This window comes from Pseudomonas sp. MIS38 (assembly GCF_019891575.1).
Taxonomy (GTDB): Bacteria; Pseudomonadota; Gammaproteobacteria; order Pseudomonadales; family Pseudomonadaceae; genus Aquipseudomonas; species Aquipseudomonas putida_A.
In genome coordinates this window covers 732,097-749,859 of sequence record NZ_JAFLXF010000001.1, presented here as the reverse complement: position 1 = coordinate 749,859, position 17,763 = coordinate 732,097, and the positions used below count along the sequence as shown (strand labels likewise).

General features: G+C 60.7%; 15 protein-coding genes. 10 read left to right on the top strand and 5 right to left on the bottom strand.

Features of this window, described 5'->3' with window-relative positions:
- The first annotated feature begins 37 nt into the window (after nt 1–37).
- Entirely contained in the window at nt 38–958 is a 921-nt protein-coding gene (locus tag J1G18_RS03340) for a zinc ABC transporter substrate-binding protein (protein ID WP_223007089.1), read from the top strand.
- 126 nt (nt 959–1,084) lie between these two features.
- On the opposite strand, the gene J1G18_RS03335 is transcribed toward J1G18_RS03340, so the two are convergent.
- On the bottom strand, nt 1,085–2,038 hold the full coding sequence (locus J1G18_RS03335; protein WP_223007088.1) for a homoserine kinase: 954 nt from the start codon (nt 2,036–2,038) through the stop codon (nt 1,085–1,087).
- A 59-nt stretch (nt 2,039–2,097) separates the two neighbouring features.
- A complete protein-coding gene (locus tag J1G18_RS03330; protein WP_134785088.1) occupies nt 2,098–2,388 on the bottom strand; it encodes a DUF2782 domain-containing protein in 291 nt (96 codons plus the stop codon).
- Between the two features lie 74 nt (nt 2,389–2,462).
- On the opposite strand from J1G18_RS03330, the gene polA reads away from it, so the two are divergent.
- Entirely contained in the window at nt 2,463–5,267 is a 2,805-nt protein-coding gene (gene polA / locus J1G18_RS03325) for a DNA polymerase I (protein WP_223007087.1), read from the top strand.
- A 410-nt stretch (nt 5,268–5,677) separates the two neighbouring features.
- Here polA and yihA read toward each other — a convergent pair whose 3' ends face one another.
- Entirely contained in the window at nt 5,678–6,328 is a 651-nt protein-coding gene (gene yihA, locus J1G18_RS03320) for a ribosome biogenesis GTP-binding protein YihA/YsxC (protein ID WP_003220309.1), read from the bottom strand.
- A 191-nt stretch (nt 6,329–6,519) separates the two neighbouring features.
- On the opposite strand from yihA, the gene J1G18_RS03315 reads away from it, so the two are divergent.
- From J1G18_RS03315 to J1G18_RS03285, 7 genes are all read left to right on the top strand, one after another.
- The gene (locus tag J1G18_RS03315) at nt 6,520–6,825 is read left to right on the top strand and encodes a c-type cytochrome (protein WP_027610239.1); all 306 of its coding nucleotides are present in this window, start codon (nt 6,520–6,522) and stop codon (nt 6,823–6,825) included.
- Between the two features lie 32 nt (nt 6,826–6,857).
- Nucleotides 6,858–7,469, top strand: coding sequence for a c-type cytochrome (locus J1G18_RS03310; protein WP_016986443.1), 612 nt, complete (start codon nt 6,858–6,860; stop codon nt 7,467–7,469).
- A 200-nt stretch (nt 7,470–7,669) separates the two neighbouring features.
- On the top strand, nt 7,670–8,311 hold the full coding sequence (locus tag J1G18_RS03305) for a thiol:disulfide interchange protein DsbA/DsbL (RefSeq protein ID WP_027610241.1): 642 nt from the start codon (nt 7,670–7,672) through the stop codon (nt 8,309–8,311).
- Nucleotides 8,312–8,325: 14 nt separating this feature from the next.
- Nucleotides 8,326–9,204 (top strand): endonuclease/exonuclease/phosphatase family protein, encoded by an 879-nt coding sequence (locus tag J1G18_RS03300; RefSeq protein WP_027610242.1) that lies wholly within the window; start codon nt 8,326–8,328, stop codon nt 9,202–9,204.
- Nucleotides 9,201–11,273, top strand: coding sequence for a diguanylate cyclase (locus J1G18_RS03295; protein WP_223007086.1), 2,073 nt, complete (start codon nt 9,201–9,203; stop codon nt 11,271–11,273). The genes J1G18_RS03300 and J1G18_RS03295 overlap by 4 nt, the downstream gene beginning before the upstream one ends.
- A 100-nt stretch (nt 11,274–11,373) precedes the next feature.
- Nucleotides 11,374–12,153, top strand: a complete 780-nt coding sequence (locus tag J1G18_RS03290) for an N-acetylmuramoyl-L-alanine amidase (protein WP_139055017.1) — start codon at nt 11,374–11,376, stop codon at nt 12,151–12,153.
- Nucleotides 12,154–12,229: 76 nt separating this feature from the next.
- Nucleotides 12,230–13,843: an EAL domain-containing protein gene (locus J1G18_RS03285; RefSeq protein WP_027610245.1), complete on the top strand. Its 1,614-nt coding sequence runs from the start codon at nt 12,230–12,232 to the stop codon at nt 13,841–13,843.
- Here the strand turns inward: J1G18_RS03285 and J1G18_RS03280 are convergent.
- The gene (locus tag J1G18_RS03280) at nt 13,840–15,630 is read right to left on the bottom strand and encodes a KinB sensor domain-containing domain (protein WP_223007085.1); all 1,791 of its coding nucleotides are present in this window, start codon (nt 15,628–15,630) and stop codon (nt 13,840–13,842) included. The genes J1G18_RS03285 and J1G18_RS03280 overlap by 4 nt on opposite strands.
- 10 nt (nt 15,631–15,640) lie before the next feature.
- A complete protein-coding gene (gene algB / locus J1G18_RS03275; protein ID WP_223007084.1) occupies nt 15,641–16,987 on the bottom strand; it encodes a sigma-54-dependent response regulator transcription factor AlgB in 1,347 nt (448 codons plus the stop codon).
- Nucleotides 16,988–17,413: 426 nt separating this feature from the next.
- Between algB and J1G18_RS03270 the strand changes: the two genes are divergently transcribed.
- Nucleotides 17,414–17,698 carry a hypothetical protein gene (locus J1G18_RS03270; RefSeq protein ID WP_047297449.1) on the top strand — a complete coding sequence of 95 codons (285 nt, stop codon included), beginning with the start codon at nt 17,414–17,416 and terminating at the stop codon, nt 17,696–17,698.
- The last annotated feature ends 65 nt before the right edge of the window (nt 17,699–17,763 follow it).

The window sequence follows — 17,763 nt, the reverse complement described above, 5'->3', positions numbered from 1 at the left end:
ATTATGTTACCCGTTCTCGCCTCCTTGAGTGGTCATCGTGTCCCGACTTTTTTCTGTTTTTGTGGCGTTTATCGCCAGTTTTCTGCTGATCGGTTCGGCTCAGGCCGAGGTCAGGGTTCTCACCAGCATCAAACCGCTGCAGTTGATTGCCGCGGCGGTGCAGGACGGGATCGCCATTCCGGAAGTGCTGCTGCCACCGGGTGCCTCGCCGCACAATTACGCCCTGCGCCCGTCCGACGTACGGAAGGTGCAATTGGTGGATCTGCTGTACTGGATCGGCCCGGATATGGAAGGTTTCCTGCCGCGCGTGCTGAACGGTCGTACGCTGCCGAGCGTCGCCGTGCAGGACCTGCCGGGTATGAAGTTGCGCCGCTTTGCAGAAGACAGCCACTCCCACGCCGAAGACGCCGACGAGCATGATCACGATCACCGCCCGGGCACGCTGGACGCGCATTTGTGGCTATCGCCGGTCAATGCTCGGGTCATTGCCGAGAAAATGGCTGCCGACCTCAGCGCAGCCGATCCGGCCAACGCCGAACGCTATCAGAGCAACGCCAAGGCTTTCGATGAGCGCCTCGACGCACTGGATGCACGCTTGAAGAAGCGCATGGCTGATGTCGAGGGCAAACCGTACTTCGTGTTCCACGAAGCGTTCGATTACTTCGAAGACGCTTACGGCCTGAAGCACACCGGGGTATTCAGTGTGGCAGCGGAAGTGCAGCCCGGCGCGCAGCATGTGGCGGCAATGCGCAAACGCCTGCAGGAAGTCGGCAAGACCTGTGTGTTCAGCGAACCGCCGCTGCGTCCACGTCTGGCGGAAACCCTGGTGGCGGGCCTGCCGGTGAAACTGGCGGAGCTGGATGCGTTGGGCGGCTATACACCGGCGACAGCTCAGGGGTATGAGCAGGTGCTGGAGAAGCTGGGCAACGATTTGGCCGGGTGCCTGGAATCGTTGTAACCCCACAAGACCCGTGGCGAGGGAGCTTGCTCCCGCTTGAGTGCGCAGCACTCACAAAATATGGCTGACTGCCAGAATTTTGGGGCCGCTTCGCAACCCAGCGCGAGCAAGCTCGCTCGCCACAATTTAAAGGGCGAAAGGTAGCGGTGTATGCACCTGCTGCCGCTGCGCCAAGCGCTGCTCGAACTCCCGCGGATCGTGAATCAGCACGTCCTGCCCGGCAAACTGCTCGGCGGCGATCAACCGCGACAGCCAGAACCGCACACACGCCACACGCAGCAGGGTCGGCCATAGCTCCGCTTCAGCGGCAGTGAACGGACGCAGCGCCGCATAGGCACCGAGGAATGCGCGGGCACGCGGCCCGTCAATCAAGCCTTCCTCGTCCGAACACCAGTCGTTCAAGGCAATCGCCACGTCATAGAGCATCGGTCCCGAGCAGGCGTTGTAGAAGTCGATCAAGCCGGTCAGGTGCGTGCCTTCGAACATCGCATTGTCGCGGAACAGATCCGCATGAATGTTGGCCCGTGGCAGCGCGAGGATTTTGTCTTTCTGCAGGGTGATTTCTTCCAGCGCCTTGCGCAGCAGCACACGCGGCTCGTCCGCCAGATGCGAGAGAAACTCGGTGCCCTCCTCCAGCATCCAGTCCAGGCCACGATCGGTCTTGCGCTTGATCATGCGCTCGCCCTGGGTCGCCAGGTGCAGATGCGCCTGCAACTCGCCGACCTGCGCACAATGCTGGGCGTTGGCAACTTTGATGTGCTTGCCGGACAGGCGCGGCTGGAGCAATGCCGGTTTACCCTTCAGTTCACGCAGGGCCACGCCGTCAGTGGTACGCAGCGCGTAGGGCACCGGCAGATTAGCCTCGTGCAGCACGTCGAGCAGGTCGATGAAGAACGGCATTTCCTGCACCGGGCCGCGCTCGACCAGGGTCAGGACGAACTCGCCCTGTTCCAGGCTGATAAAGAAATTGGTGTTTTCGCTGCCGGCGGCGATCCCCTGGAAATCAAGCAGACGGCCGAGCCCGTAAGGGGCGAGAAAGGTTTCCAGCTCGGGCCGAGCCAGGGGGGTGAACACAGACATGGTTAAAAACTGCTCAGTTCGGGCGCCGCCAGCACAGCGGCGCCGATTAATTTAAGAGACTACTTCCATTCGAAAATCTTCCACGACGGAATCAGCATATCCGGCTGATCCGAGCGGATGAAGTTTGCATCGGTACCGTCCGCACGCACCAGAAAATAGGGCGGGAATCCTTTCTGGGTAACCTTGATCGCGTACAGGAAGCCGTTCTGCCGGTACTCCTGAATGGTTTTGTCACCCTCGGTGTGGATGGTGACTTCCGGATCTGCCGACGGCGCATCATCCGCCGCGATCGCGGCCAGCGGTGAGGCAGCAATCAAACCGACCAGCAGCAAGCGATTTAACGTACGCATGATAACCTTGTCCCTTTGTCGTCAACGGTCCCGCTATTCTAGCGCCGGGCCCGCCGAAAAGGTTGATTCTGCTCATGAGCCAAGCCCCCCTCGTCCTGGTGGACGGTTCGTCTTACCTGTACCGCGCTTTCCACGCCCTGCCACCGCTGACCACCTCCAAAGGCCTGCCGACCGGCGCGGTCAAAGGTGTGCTGAACATGCTCAAGAGTCTGCGCAAGCAGTACCCGGACAGCCCGTTCGCCGTGGTCTTCGATGCCAAGGGCGGGACGTTTCGCGATGAGATGTACGCCGAATACAAGGCCAACCGCCCGAGCATGCCCGACGACATGCGCGTGCAGATCGAGCCGCTGCACCAGAGCGTGATCGCCCTCGGCTTCCCGCTGCTGTGCGTGGAAGGCGTCGAGGCTGACGACGTGATCGGCACCCTGGCACGCAGCAGCGCGGCGGCGGATCGTCCGGTGATCATCTCCACCGGCGACAAGGACATGGCGCAACTGGTCGATGGCCACATTACCTTGGTCAACACCATGTCCGGTAGCTCGATGGATGTGGAGGGCGTGAAGGAGAAATTCGGCGTCGCACCCGAGCAGATCATCGATTATCTGGCGCTGATGGGCGATTCTTCCGACAACATTCCGGGCGTTCCCGGCATCGGTCCAAAGACCGCCTCCGGCCTGCTGGTCGGCGTCAACGGCGGCCTGACCGAGCTGTACGCGAATCTCGACATCGTCCCGACCCTGCCGATTCGCGGCGCGAAAACCCTGCCGGCCAAGCTCGAAGAGCACAAGGAGATGGCTTTCCTCTCCTATCAACTGGCGACCATCAAGGTCGACGTGCCGCTGGACATCGGCCTCGATGACCTGCAGATGGGCGCGGAAGACCCGGCCAAGCTCTACGAGCTGTACACCTTGCTGGAATTCAAGAGCTGGCTGAACGACCTCGATCGTGACGCCAAGCGCCAGGAACTGAGCGCGGCCGCCGAACCTGCGCCGGCTGGCGATCTGTTCAGCCCCCGCGCAGAAGAAGCCCCTGCCGCTCCAACCGAAGCAGCGTATGAAACCATCCTTGATCAGGCGCGTTTCGACGTCTGGCTGGAGAAACTGAACAACGCCAAGCTGTTCGCTTTCGACACCGAAACCACCGGCATCGACGCGCAACAGGCGCAACTGGTCGGCCTTTCGTTCGCGGTGCAAGCCAACGAAGCCGCGTACATTCCGCTGACCCACTCCTACATCGGCGTGCCCGAGCAGCTGGATCGCGACACCGTGCTGCGTGCGTTGAAGCCGATTCTGGAAGACCCGAACAAACTCAAGGTCGGCCAGCACGCCAAGTTCGACATGAACATTCTGGCCAACTGCGCCATCGGCGGTGATCAGAACGAAGGCATCACCGTGCGCGGCATCGCTTTCGACACCATGCTTGAGTCCTACGTGCTCAATTCCACCGCGACCCGCCACGACATGGACAGCCTCGCGCAGAAGTACCTGGATCACACCACCGTGAGCTTTCAGGACATCGCCGGCAAGGGCGCCAAGCAGCTGACCTTCGACCAGATCGCTCTGGAGCAGGCCGGCCCATACGCAGCCGAAGATGCCGACATCACCCTGCGCCTGCATCAGACCCTGTTTGAAAAACTCAGCGCAATCCCGAGCCTGGCCAGCGTGCTGACCGACATCGAGATTCCGCTGGTGCCGGTGCTGGCGCGCATCGAGCGTCAGGGCGCGTTCGTCGATGCCGAACTGCTCGGCATCCAGAGCATTGAGCTGGGCAACAAGATGGTCGCGCTGGAGCGAGAAGCCTTCGAAATTGCCGGTGAAGAATTCAACCTCGGCTCGCCAAAGCAGCTGGGCGTGATCCTCTACGAAAAGCTCGGACTGCCGGTGCTGAAGAAAACCGCCAAGGGCCAGCCATCGACCGCCGAGGAAGTGCTGGCGAAACTGGCCGAGGACGATCACCGCTTGCCAAAAGTGCTGATGGAACACCGTTCCATGAGCAAACTGAAAAGCACCTACACCGATCGCCTGCCGGAGCAGATCAACCCGCGCACCGGGCGTATCCACACCTCGTACCACCAGGCCGTGGCATCGACCGGGCGCTTGTCCTCCAGCGATCCGAACCTGCAGAACATTCCGGTGCGTACCGCTGAAGGCCGGCGTATCCGTCAGGCCTTCGTCGCGCCCAAAGGCTACAAACTGCTGGCAGCGGACTATTCGCAGATCGAACTGCGGATCATGGCCCACTTGTCCAAGGACGAAGGCTTGATGAACGCCTTCCGCAACAATCTGGACGTGCACACCGCGACCGCCGCTGAAGTATTCAAGGTCGAGCTGAGCGAAGTGACGTCCGACCAGCGCCGTGGCGCCAAGGCGATCAACTTCGGCCTGATCTACGGCATGGGCGCGCAGAAACTCGGCAAGGACATCGGCGTCGACACCAAGACCGCCAAGGCCTACATCGACACCTACTTCGCCCGTTATCCGGGTGTGCGCGAATACATGGAGCGCACCCGCAAGCAGGCAGCGGATCAGGGTTACGTCGAGACCTTCTTCGGTCGTCGCCTATATCTGCCGGAAATCAACTCCAACAAGCCGCAGGAACGCGCTGCCGCCGAACGCACGGCGATCAACGCGCCGATGCAAGGCACCGCCGCCGACATCATCAAGAAAGCCATGGTGGCGGTGGATAACTGGCTGGCATCGTCCGGGCTGGACGCCAGAGTCATCCTGCAGGTGCACGACGAACTGGTACTGGAGGTTCGCGAGGATCTGGTCGATCAGGTGAGTCAGGAAATCCGCCTGCACATGAGCGAAGCGGCGAAACTGGACGTGCCGTTGCTGGTGGAAGTCGGCGTCGGCAACAACTGGGATGAGGCGCACTGAGGCGTCTAGGTCGGGCGTTTGCCGCGACACACTGACGCGGCAAACGGCCGAAAAGCGCTTATTTCGAAACGCGCTTGCGGTTATTCCAAAGCTTTTTGAAAAAAATCTGAACTAATCTGACAACTCACTACTCAGAGATACTGAATGGCTGGTGAAGCCCTTCGATGCTCCTATGTTGTGTTAAGTGTTGGCAGATATCTGAACCCCGCCCTAGCGGTTCGGAACTTGAACCCCGGAACTTCTCCCTCCCCATATGAAGTCCGGGGCTTTTTTTGCCTCAAAACTGCCTGTGACGCAGCCATGCTGCGTTAAAAGCGCAACAAAAAATGCTCATTTAGGTCCCCTAAACTCCGCTTTTTTGTTGCACTTTTGCCTTGCCTGGCAGCACCACAGACAGTTTTGATATTCCCTTATTCTGCCTCGGTCGCCGCTTCGGCGCCCTTGTCAGCCAGTTCCATCCAGCCTGCCAACACAGTGTAGGCCTCTTCCAGGCCCATGCGTTTTGGCGCCGAGAACAGCTGGATCGTCACCAGATCGCCCCAGCCCTTGCGGATTTCCGACTGCACTTTGAGCAGGGTGTTCTTGGCGGCGCCGTAGGTCAGTTTGTCGGCCTTGGTCAGCAGAATATGCATCGGCATGCCGGCCGCAACGGCCCAGTCGAGCATCAGCAGGTCGAAGTCGGTCATTGGATGACGGATGTCCATCATCAGAATCAAACCCTTCAAACTCTCCCGGCCACCGAGGTACGCCTCGAGGTGACGCTGCCAGTGTTGCTTGAGCGGGATCGGTACTTTTGCATAACCGTAGCCCGGCAGGTCGACCAGACGCCGTTCATCGTCTAGCTTGAAGAAGTTCAACAGCTGTGTGCGACCCGGGGTTTTCGAGGTGCGCGCCAGACTGGCGTGAGTCAGGGTGTTCAGTGCGCTGGATTTACCGGCGTTGGAACGACCGGCGAACGCCACTTCGAAGCCTTCGTCGTCAGGGCATTGATCGACTTTGGCGGCACTGAGCATGAACGTGGACTGTTGGCACAGGCCGAGGATGGGATTCTTGAGTTGCATGGGATTTCCGATGTGGGCGGCGCCGGGATTGGGCGCGGAACGCGGTGTCGCTTCCGTTTCAGTGACGCCAGTATATAATGCCGCAGATTTTGTGTGTGCTTTGTCCCAGCGAAGGATGAAGTTCACGAGAGCCAAAGACCTTGATTGCGCATCAGAACGCAGAACGCTCTCAACCCTGAAAAGGTCGTTTTATGACGAAATGGCTGCTGGCTGCCGGAGTCCTGATACCGCTTTGCGGCGCACAGGCTACACAGGAACCGGAAGCCGTGTACAACCGTGTTTGTGGTGCCTGTCATTCCGGCCAACTACCCATGGCGCCCGCAAGAGGCGATCAGGCAGCTTGGACGCCGAGGTTGGCGAAGGGTATGGAGACGCTGGTGCAACACGTGACCCAGGGTTTCAAGGCGATGCCGCCGCGTGGTTTGTGCATGGACTGCAGTGCCGAGGATTACCAGGCCATCATCCTTTGGATGAGCGAGAGTAAACCCGGTCCATAACTCTTAACCCTTAGCCGTAGTTGGATTAGCTGATGAACAAATTGATCGTGAGTCTGCTGTTGACCGTGGGAATTTCAGGCTTCGCCCATGCTGCCGGTGATGCCGCCGCCGGCCAGGCGAAAGCTGCCGTCTGCGGAGCCTGCCATGGCCCTGACGGGAACAGCATGGCGCCAAACTTCCCGAAACTGGCCGGTCAGGGTGAACGCTACCTGACCAAGCAACTGCACGACATCAAGTCGGGCAAGCGCACCGTTCTGGAAATGACCGGCCTGCTGACCAACCTGAGCGACCAGGATCTGGCTGACATCGCAGCCTACTTCGCCAGCCAGAAAGGCAGCGTCGGCGCAGCCGATCCGAAGATCGTCGCTCGCGGTGAAGCTTTGTTCCGCGGCGGTAATCTGGCCAAGGGGCTGCCAGCCTGCACCGGTTGCCACTCGCCGAATGGCGCCGGCAACGCCGCCGCTGGCTTCCCGCATCTGGGTGGTCAACACGCTCAATACATCGCCAAGCAACTGACCGATTTCCGTAAGGAAGAAGGCGGCCGCAACAACGACGGCGACACCATGACGATGCAGACCATCGCCAAGCGCTTGAGCGACGAAGACATTGCCGCAGTCTCCAGCTACATCCAGGGCCTGCACTAACCGCCCTGAATCGAGCGTTAACGGTGATGGACATCTCCTGCAACGTTAACGCTCGATTAATCCGTCGCAGCAAGTATAAAAAGGGTGGCTTTGGCCGCCCTTTTTTGTGGCCGCTGCCGTTACACTACAGAACTCATGCCCGCCAGGACCTGTCTGAAAACAGGTCGCGCGAGGCGACCAAAATTGTCCAGGAGTAAAGCATGCGTAATCTGATCATCAGCGCCGCTCTCGTCGCTGCCAGCCTGTTCGGCGTGACCGCCCAGGCCGCCGAAGCACCCGCTGCCCCTTATGTCGAACTGGCCAACCCGGTGCCAGTGGCAGAGCCTGGCAAGATCGAAGTCGTGGAGCTGTTCTGGTACGGCTGCCCGCATTGCTACGCGTTCGAGCCGGTGATCAATCCCTGGGTTGAAAAACTGCCGTCCGACGTCAACTTCGTACGCATTCCTGCCATGTTCGGCGGCCCGTGGGATGCTCACGGCCAAATGTTCCTGACCCTGGAAGCAATGGGCGTCGAGCACAAGGTTCACGCTGCGGTTTTCGAAGCAATTCAGAAACAACACAAGAAGCTGACCGACAAGAACGACATGGCTGACTTCCTCGCCACACAAGGCGTGGACAAGGACAAGTTCCTCGCCACCTTTGACTCGTTCGCGATCAAAGGTCAGATCGTCAAAGCGCGTGAGCTGGCCAAGAAGTATGAAATCACTGGCGTGCCAACCATGATCGTCAACGGCAAGTACCGCTTCGACATCGGCTCTGCCGGTGGTGCCGAGCAAGCCCTGAAACTGGCTGATCAACTGGTCGCCAAAGAGCGAGCGGCCAACAAGGCAGCCGCCAACTAAGCGCGGTAACCGCCATGCGCCGCTGGGGCACCGAACGCAGCGTTGGCCTGCATGATCCGCAGGTCAACGAGCATCACCTGGAGTCCACGGGCCTGCCCGCAGACCATCGTCTGCGCTTGCTCAGTTTCAATATCCAGGTCGGCATCAGCACCGAGCGCTATCGGCATTATCTGACCCGCAGCTGGCAGCACCTGCTGCCGCACACCGGACGCTCAGGCAATCTGCAGAAGATCGGTGACCTGCTTGGCGACTTCGATCTGGTCGCCCTGCAGGAAGCCGATGGCGGCAGTCTGCGCTCAGGCTACGTCAATCAAGTCGAACACCTGGCCCACCTCGGCGCCTTCCCCTACTGGTATCAACAACTCAATCGCAACCTCGGCCGACTGGCCCAGCACAGCAATGGCGTGCTCAGTCGCCTGAAGCCGTGGGCGATCGAAGATCATCCGCTGCCCGGCCCGAAAGGTCGCGGCGCGATCCTGCTGCGCTTCGGTGAAGGTCCGGAGGCGCTGGTGGTGGTGATGATGCATCTGGCGCTCGGCGCACGGGTGCGCAGCCTGCAACTGGCCTATATTCGTGACCTGATCAGTGGCTACAAGCACCAGATATTGATGGGCGACATGAACACCCATGCCAGTGATCTGCTACAACAGTCACCGTTACGCGATCTCGGCCTGCTGGCCCCGCAGATGCAAGCCACCTTTCCCAGTTGGCGGCCACAGCGATGCCTTGATCATATTTTGCTCAGCCCGACCCTGACCCTGGAAAAGGTCGAAGTGCTGGCCCAACCCATTTCCGATCACCTGCCGGTCGCGGTAGAGATTCGTCTGCCGGGTTCGCTCACGGCCGATGCATTGCCCGCGTTGAGTCCTGCCCCTCGCGGAACCCCTGAATGAGCGACGACGCCCAGCGCTGGAAAGAGAAGTACCTCAAAAGCATCGAACAACAGGACAAGCTCGAACGTCGCTGGGCCGCCCGGCTCGACTTGCTGCGCCGCGGTCTGGTGCGCAGCACGCTGGCCGCTGAAGGCACCGACAAGGTCGTTGATCAGTGCATGAAAGAGATGCGCGACGTGGTGCGCACCGACGACATGGACGCCGGCCTCGCCGCCCTGCTGCCGCGCCTGGAAAAAGCCGTGCTCGATTCCGAGCAACGTCGCGAAACCCGAATCGATCAGGTCAGCACCGCGCTTACCGCGCTGGTCACCCAGCTACAAGCGCTGCCGCTGCCCCGGGAAGTCGCCCAGCCGCTGAAGAAATTCGCCAAGCAACTCGACAGCCGGGTCGGCCAGGCGCGGGAAATGCCGCTGCTGCTGAGTGAGCTCAGCGGTTTGCAGGGCAAGGCGTTGAGCCAGCTGGAAACACCGCCCGAGCCGGACCGCCCGGGCTTTTTGCAGCGCCTGTTTGGCAGCCGTGACAGTGAAGGGGTGCCAGAGTCTTCGGATCAGCCTCAGGCGCCGACGCCGACACCGGCCAACGCTGAACCTGCATCTGAGCCGGTACCCGCGCCAACCGCAGCGGTCGAGCCGATTCCGGCAGCACCCGTCACCGTAGCGGCCATCGCGCAACCACCAGAGGCCGAGCTTAAGCAAACGCCAGCAGTGCAGCCCGAGTCCGAATCACCTGTGTTCGCGTTCGTGCCTCCGGTCATTGCTGCCGAGCCGATCAGCGAACCCGTTGCTGCACCTGCAGTACCAGCGGCCGAACCTGAAGCCGAACGGCCGACCACCCCGATCACGGCGCCAGCACCTGCTGCCGCGTTCAACCCCGACGAGTTGATCCACCCGGGCGACATCCCGGCACCGTTGCTCCTCGATAGTCTGCCCCTACCCGAACCGATTGCCCAGGCTTTGGCCGCCATCGATCCGGAGCAACCCGAGCAGGACATTCTGTACGCCCTGCCCGATTCCCCGGAGCCGTCTTACAGTTCAGTGGCCAAACACATCGAAGACACGCTGATCGGGCTGCTCGACGACCTGACCCTGCCCGAGCGCCATCGCCCGCAGGCTGAGGCGATGCGCGACCGGTTGAAAAATGGCCTGAACTGGTACGAACTGCTGCCGATTCTCGACGATCTGGCGACCTTGATGCTGGCGATCACCGACAGCGGCCAGCACGAATTCGAAGCCTATCTGCAGCAACTCAACGAGCGCCTCGAAGCGTTCCAGAGCAACCTGCAGGCCGCCAGCGAAGGCCACGCCGACAACAGCTCGGCGGCGCGGGCGATGGACACGCAGATCCGCGAGCAGGTCGATGGTTTGCAGACCAGCATGCAGGAAGCGGCCGATCTGGATGACCTCAAGCAAGTGCTGGAGAATCATCTGGAAGGCCTGCTCGGCACCATGGATCAACACCAGAAACAGCGCGATGCCCGCGAGCAGGAAGTGGCGGCACGCCTCAAGGGTCTGGCCGAGCGTGTGGCGCACATGGAGCAGGAAGCCTTGGGCTTTCGCGAACATCTGGAAGAACAGCGGCAGAAAGCCCTGATCGATCCGCTGACCGGCCTGCCCAACCGCGCCGCCTGGAGCGAACGCCTGGAACACGAGATCAAGCAGTGGCAGCAACACGGCAACAACTTGAGTCTGGCGATGCTCGACCTCGATCATTTCAAGCGCATCAACGACAACTACGGACATCTGGCCGGCGACAAGGTGCTGAAGATCATCGCCACAGTGCTGCGCAAACGCCTGCGCGCAGCGGATTTCATTGCCCGTTTTGGTGGTGAGGAATTCGTTCTGCTGCTGCCGGCGACCACGCCTGCGGTGGGCGCCAAACTGCTGGAGACCCTGCGCGCGGCGATCGAAGCCTGCCCGTTTCACTTCAAGGGCGAACGGGTGACGATCACCATTTCCATGGGCCTGGCGTCGTTCAAAACGGGAGAACACAGCGATCTGGTGCTCAAAAGAGCCGATCAGGCGCTTTACCGGGCGAAAAATGGCGGACGCAACCGGGTCGAGCTGGGCTGAGTAATTGTTCCATTTTGTTTAATTCAGCCCGCCGGCCGTCGAGACCCGAGGCAGTACGTTACACTGTTGCATTACTGTCTTGCGTGTACTGCCTCTTGCCATGAAATTTTTTACCCTTCTCGCGTCGCTGCTCATTCTGGCCGGTTGTGCCAGCGGCCCGCGTTACGACACCAGCCATCCTTCGGCCAATCACGACAGCCGCGTGCAGTTCGTGATCGTGCATTACACCTCGGCGTCGCTCGCGCGTTCGCTGCAACTGCTGACCCACGGCGAAGTCAGCAGCCACTACCTGATCGGCGATGACAAGGGCGGTACCATCTACAAGCTGATGGATGAAAACCAGCGCGCCTGGCACGCCGGGGAAAGCCAATGGCAGGGCCGCACCTGGCTCAACTCCAGCTCGATCGGTATCGAGATCGTCAATCCGGGCTTCAAGGACACGCCGACCGGGCGCCTGTGGTTCCCCTATAGCGAAGCTCAGATTCAGTCGCTGATTGTCCTGCTCAAGGACATCAGCAAGCGCCAAGGCATCAGCCCGCGCCATATCATCGGTCACAGCGACATCGCGCCCCTGCGCAAACTCGACCCCGGCCCACTGTTCCCATGGAAACGCCTGGCCGCCGAAGGCTTGGGCGTATGGCCTAATGAACAAGCGGTGGCGCGGCAGCAGGTGCTGTTCAACGCCGAATTGCCGAGCATCAGCTGGTTCCAGGAACAACTGGCGCGCGTCGGTTACGACACCCCGCAAACCGGCGAGCTGGATGTAGCGACGCGCCATGTGCTCGCAGCGTTCCAGATGCATTTCCGCCCTTCCCGTTTCGACGGTATGCCGGACGCGCAAACAGCCGCGTTGTTGCTGGTACTCAATCAGACAAAATAATGACGCCCGCCCGACGGTCAGGGCGAAATCGCAATCAGCAGCTATAACTCATTGGTAATTCTTCGGATATTCCATGATGGTTGCTACCCGAGCGACGCTGCGTAGCTGGTTTTATCGCCCGTGGTTTTTGGCGATGATCGCGGCTGTCCTCAGTGCAAGCCTGCTGATCGCCGGCGGAATGTTCGTCGCCATGCGCCAGATCGAGCAGAACGAGAGTCAGGAGATGAACGCCCAGGGCGAGCGTTTTCTGGCCCGCCTTGAGCAGCTGTTCGGGCAATTGCGCGAAAGTCTCGACGACCTCCAGGCGCAGCCGTTGCGCAGTTGCGATGAGGAAATGATCGCCACCCTGCAACAGGTCACGTTCAACTATCGCTTCGTCTATGAAGCGGCCTACATGGACGGCTCGCGGATCTGCTCCAACCGCCCCCGGCAAGAAGGGCTTTCGGTGGTCCGCGCGCCGGACATCAAGGGCCCGACTTACAGCTACTGGCTCAACACCACCACCGAACCCGATGAAAACCGCGCGGCGCTGATGCTCGGGCGCGGCAACTTCCGTGTGGCGACATCGCGCGGGCATTTGACCGACATGGTCGACCTGCCACCGGACAGCAGCCTGCTGGTGGTACTCGATCATGGCAGGCGAGCGATTCCGGTACTCGGCACAGCCCAGACCTGGCCACCAAGCGAAACCTGGCCACCGAAGAGCCGCGAGGCCCTGCAAGTCACCCAGTCACGGCTGATCTACCGCATGCCAACCAACAATCCGGAATATCAGTTGGTGCTGATCACCCCGCGCAGTGGCATGCACATCCCGACCGTCTGGTGGTGGATGGTGCCGGCCTGCCTGCTGCTGGGGGCGTTTGCCGGTTTCTTCGTGTTTCTGCTGGTGCGCCAGCGCCAGTCACTGGACGCCGAGCTGCAGGGTGCGATTCGGCGTGGCGAGCTGCAAGTCCTGTATCAACCAATCTTCGACCTCGATAGTCGCAATTGCGTGGGCGCCGAAGCCCTGCTGCGCTGGCGCCGCCCGGACGGCACCCTGACCAGCCCCGACCTGTTCATTCCATTGGCAGAAAACACCGGGCAGATACGGCAGATGACCGATTTCGTCCTGCAACGGCTGCTGGAACAACTGGGACCAGTGCTGCGCGCCAATCCGCAGCTGTACATCTCGGTCAACCTCGCAGCATGCGACGTGATGGTGCCGCGCATCGGCCAGGTCATGGCCAGGCTGTTGACCCTGCACCGGGTTGCGGCGCGGCAGATTGCCTTCGAAGTCACCGAGCGCGGGCTGATCGATGTGGTGGTGGCGCGGGAGAACCTGCAAGCCTTGCGCGATGTCGGGCATCAGGTGTTGATCGACGATTTCGGTACCGGTTATTGCAGCCTCGCCTACCTGCAGACATTGCCGGTGGACTGCCTGAAAATCGACAAGGCCTTCATCGACGCACTCGGTCATGACGCGGCCAGCAGTGGCGTTGCTCCGCACATCATTCACATGGCGCAGGCACTGGATCTGAAGGTGATTGCCGAGGGCATCGAGCACGAAGCGCAAGCCGTGTTTCTCAGCAGTGAGGGGGTCAAGTTCGGTCAGGGCTGGCTGTTCGCCCAGGCCTTGAGTGCGGTGCAGTTCATCGAACTGATCACCCGTGGACGGCGCCTCGCCGGACGCCGGCTGGATGACGAAGCCTAGACCGCCAGCGCCATGTAGAACTGCGTGCCCTGCCCCGGCCGCGAGTAGACGCCCATCCGCCCGCCATGCAACTGGACGATTTCCTTGCACAGCGCCAGGCCAAGGCCGGCGCCGCCCTTCTTGCGCCCTACCTGCACGAACGGTTCGAAAATCCGCCCCTGCTGCCCGTAGGCAATGCCTTCGCCGTTGTCCTCGACGCTGATGATGACCCGTTCGCCATGCCGACGCGCCTGCAGGCGAATCTGCCCGTCGCGGGCAGTGTGGCGCAGGGCGTTATCGATCAGGTTATCCAGCACCCGGTCGAGCTGCGCCTGATCGGCCTGCAGGCGCGGCAACGGCCCCTGCACTTCGACGTTCAACGCAATGCCTTTGGCCGCCGCCGCATCCGCGAAGCGCGATTGCGCCTGCGTCAGCAAATCTTCGATGGAGCACGGCGCCAGGGTGAGTTTCTGTAAACCGTTCTGATAACGCGAGAAATTGAGCAAGTCGTTGATCAACTGCATCAGGCGCTGCATCTCTTCGTTGACCGTGTCGAGCAGGTCCGCCTCGCGTGACTCCGGGGGAAACTTCGCCCGCTCGCGAAACAGCCCGAACGCCATGTGCATGCCGGTGACCGGCGTGCGCAGCTCATGGGAGGCACGCAGCACAAACTCGCTGCGTACGCGCTCGAAGGCGCGCTGCTCGGTGACGTCATGCAGCACCATCACCGCGCCAAGAATATGCCCCTGGGTGTGGCTGACCGGCGTCAGGCTGTAAGTCAGCAGACGTGATTCGCCATCGACCTCGATGCTCAAATCTTCCGGAGCACGCTCAAGGGTGCCGCCGCGCAACACCAGTTGCAGTTGTGCGTCGAGTTCCGGGCGCTCCAGCGCTGTGCCCAAGCCCTGACCGAGTCGATCACTGTCCCAGCCCAACTGGCGCTGGGCCACTGGATTGAGGTGCTCCAGATGCCCTTCGCGATCAATCATCAGCAAGCCGTCGTCGATGCTGTCGAGCACCGCTTGCAAGCGTTGCTGACCGGCCAGCAGCTCGTCGACGTTGGTCGCCTGATGCTCGCGCAGCGCCTCGGCCATCAGCCCGAAGCGCTTGGTCAGTTGGTTCATTTCCATCGCCGAGGAAATCGGCAGCGTCACTTCGAAATTGCCTTGGCCGATGTTGTCCGCCGCTTGCGCCAGCGCCTCGATCGGCGCGCCGAAACGCCGGGCAATCGCATGTGCCGTGACAAAGCCGATGATCAGCACTGCCAGTCCCACCAGCCCGAGCAGGCCGGAGACCAGCAGCGCCCTTTCCCGGGCGTCATGCTGCACCGCGTTGATGTTGTCCAGCGCATGCTTGTGCTCGGCAATCAAACCATTGCGCAAGATGTTGAAACGTTCTCTGAGGTCGCTGTTGCCGCTGAGCACATTGCCCGGATTACGCGACAGCTCGAACGCCTGGAGAAAACTCAGATAGTCGGCCTTGGCCTGGGTAAACCCGTACTGGCGGCCATCGCCGTCGGCCTCCTGCGAAATGCCTTCATCGAGCAATTGCAGGTAATGCTGCTTTGACGCTTCGAACGCGGCGGGATCGGGTTTTTCGGCCAGCATCAGCACCAACTGGTCGCCGAGGGTCTGGCGCAATTTGAGCCCCAGGTCGAGGGTCACGAAGTTGCTGCGGATCGTTGCTTCCTGAGTACCGGCCATCTGCATCACGCTGACCAGCCCGAGCAACAGCCCGAGCAAGGCGACCGTGATCAGCGCAGAAATGCTCAGGAACAAGCGAGTGCGCAACTTCATCGCCAGCTTCATCGTCGGGCGCTCACAGGTTGTACTGCTTGCGCTTGCGATACAGGGTCGACGCGTCGATGCCCAGGGTTTTCGCCGCCTGATCCAGAGTGCCCGCCGTCGCCAGCACCGCGCCGATGTGGGCTTTTTCCAGTTCATCGAGGCTCAGCGCGGCGCCGACTCGAGGTGCGTTGTTCGCCGGCTGCTCGGCCATGCCGAGGTGGCTGATTTCCACGCGTTCCTGCGGGCAGATGATGCTCGCCCGCTCCACCACGTTACGCAGCTCACGAATATTGCCCGGCCAGCGATAACCCAGCAGCGCCTCTCGCGCCTCGTCACTGAAGCCCCGGGCCGGGCGTGCGTACTCTTTGACGAAGCGCGCGAGGAAGCGGTCGGCCAGGGTCAGGATGTCCTCGGCACGTTCGCGCAATGGCGGCAGATGCAGGGTGATCACGTTGAGGCGATACAGCAGGTCTTCACGGAAGCGCCCGTCGCGCACCATGTCTTCAAGGTTGAGGTTGGTCGCGGCGAGAATCCGCACATCGGCGCGGCGAGTCACTGGGTCCCCTACCCGCTCGTATTCCTTGTCCTGAATAAAACGCAGCAACTTGGGTTGCAAAGTCAGCGGAAAATCGCCGATCTCGTCGAGAAACAGCGTGCCGCCGTCCGCCTGATTGACCCGACCCAAGGTGCTCTCACTGGCGCCGGTAAACGCACCGCGACTGTGGCCGAACAGCTCGCTTTCCATTAATTCTGCGGTCAACGACGGACAGTTGATGATCACGCAGGATTTCTTCTCGCGCTTGCTCCAGCCGTGGATGGCCCGGGCCAGTTCCCCTTTACCCGTGCCGGATTCGCCAAGGATAAGGATGTTGGCGTCGGTACCGGCAACCTGCCGCGCGGTCTCCAGCACCACTTTCATCGCCGGGCTATGGGAGTCGAGACCGTCCTTGGGTTTGCGGATCTCGCCTTCGAGGGCTTCCAGACGCGCCGAGAGCTGACGCACTTCCAGCTGCTTGGCGGTGGCCAGACGCAACTGGTCGGGGCTGCACGGTTTGACCAGATAGTCGGCGGCGCCCGCCTGGATCGCGTCCACCGCGGTATCGACCGCCGAATGCGCGGTGACAATCACCACCCGCATCCATGGCGCCTGAACGCGCATCTGCGCCAGTACATCGAGACCGTTGTCTTCACCCAGACGCAAATCAAGGAAGCACAGGTCGAATACCTGGCGTTGCAACAGTGCATCAGCCTGAGCCGCGCTGTTGGCGGTGGCCACCGTATAACCTTCGTCTTCGAGGCAGTAACGAAAGGTTCGCAGGATGGCGGACTCGTCGTCCACCAGCAGAATGCGGCCTTGATGCTCAGTGGCAGATTCCATTTTTCCTACGCTCCATAGTGATTGATCTTGGGTTAGTCCCGGAAAAATCGGGCAAGTTGCATGGTTGATTCTGAACGATGCGAGCCATGGGAGGGTAGCTCTCTCCTGCCTTGACGGCCAATCCGTTGATTTTGTTGAGTTTTTAAACAATCACCGATTTGCAGAGGGTTCCCTGCGTACTTTTCTGACATCCGCGACGTGCTCTCAATTCCATAAGAATGAAATCTCCTACGAAATAATCATGCATTTCGCACGACCGTAGATGACCCATCGTGCAGGATGCGTCCGTCGCTGAATTTAACTCACTCGCAAGCCATTGATTTTATTGAATATTTTTCAAATAAAAAACTGGCATGCAGCCTGCAATAACTCATTCAGCCCGGGCAGATTCCACTGCCCCAACCGAATAAGAGTGAGGAACCCAGGATGACTCGCCAACGTGCCGCCCAAGTGCGTATCTCGCCACTGCATATCCAGCAAGGCCTGTTTGGCGTACTTGCACTGTTGATCACCCTGATTGCCTGCCAGCAATACCTGAGCTGGGAAAACAGCCAGAAGCCTGAGCCGCTGATCTCGATTCAACACAGCACGCAGACGCACTTCAGCGCCGTCAGCAGCAGTCAGGCCGAAAGCGCCTCGATGCGCATGATGGATGTCGATCAGCCACAGCCGCTGGATCAACTGCCACGTGAAGAGCGCTGGGTTTTCTGACGAACCGAAGAATTCAGGCGCATCGCGCCGGAACACGCAATATCCCTAAATAGAGAAGTAAGGAG

Bases quoted from the DNA above. Each gene is read 5' to 3' on its own strand.
- yihA (WP_003220309.1), bottom strand. From the start codon at position 6,328: ATGCAACTCAAGAATCCCATCCTCGGCCTGTGCCAACAGTCCACGTTC.
- polA (WP_223007087.1), top strand. From the start codon at position 2,463: ATGAGCCAAGCCCCCCTCGTCCTGGTGGACGGTTCGTCTTACCTGTAC.
- algB (WP_223007084.1), bottom strand. From the start codon at position 16,987: ATGGAATCTGCCACTGAGCATCAAGGCCGCATTCTGCTGGTGGACGAC.
- J1G18_RS03295 (WP_223007086.1), top strand. From the start codon at position 9,201: ATGAGCGACGACGCCCAGCGCTGGAAAGAGAAGTACCTCAAAAGCATC.
- J1G18_RS03310 (WP_016986443.1), top strand. From the start codon at position 6,858: ATGAACAAATTGATCGTGAGTCTGCTGTTGACCGTGGGAATTTCAGGC.
- J1G18_RS03315 (WP_027610239.1), top strand. From the start codon at position 6,520: ATGACGAAATGGCTGCTGGCTGCCGGAGTCCTGATACCGCTTTGCGGC.
- J1G18_RS03285 (WP_027610245.1), top strand. From the start codon at position 12,230: ATGGTTGCTACCCGAGCGACGCTGCGTAGCTGGTTTTATCGCCCGTGG.
- J1G18_RS03290 (WP_139055017.1), top strand. From the start codon at position 11,374: ATGAAATTTTTTACCCTTCTCGCGTCGCTGCTCATTCTGGCCGGTTGT.
- J1G18_RS03335 (WP_223007088.1), bottom strand. From the start codon at position 2,038: ATGTCTGTGTTCACCCCCCTGGCTCGGCCCGAGCTGGAAACCTTTCTC.
- J1G18_RS03330 (WP_134785088.1), bottom strand. From the start codon at position 2,388: ATGCGTACGTTAAATCGCTTGCTGCTGGTCGGTTTGATTGCTGCCTCA.
- J1G18_RS03300 (WP_027610242.1), top strand. From the start codon at position 8,326: ATGCGCCGCTGGGGCACCGAACGCAGCGTTGGCCTGCATGATCCGCAG.
- J1G18_RS03305 (WP_027610241.1), top strand. From the start codon at position 7,670: ATGCGTAATCTGATCATCAGCGCCGCTCTCGTCGCTGCCAGCCTGTTC.
- J1G18_RS03270 (WP_047297449.1), top strand. From the start codon at position 17,414: ATGACTCGCCAACGTGCCGCCCAAGTGCGTATCTCGCCACTGCATATC.
- J1G18_RS03280 (WP_223007085.1), bottom strand. From the start codon at position 15,630: ATGAAGCTGGCGATGAAGTTGCGCACTCGCTTGTTCCTGAGCATTTCT.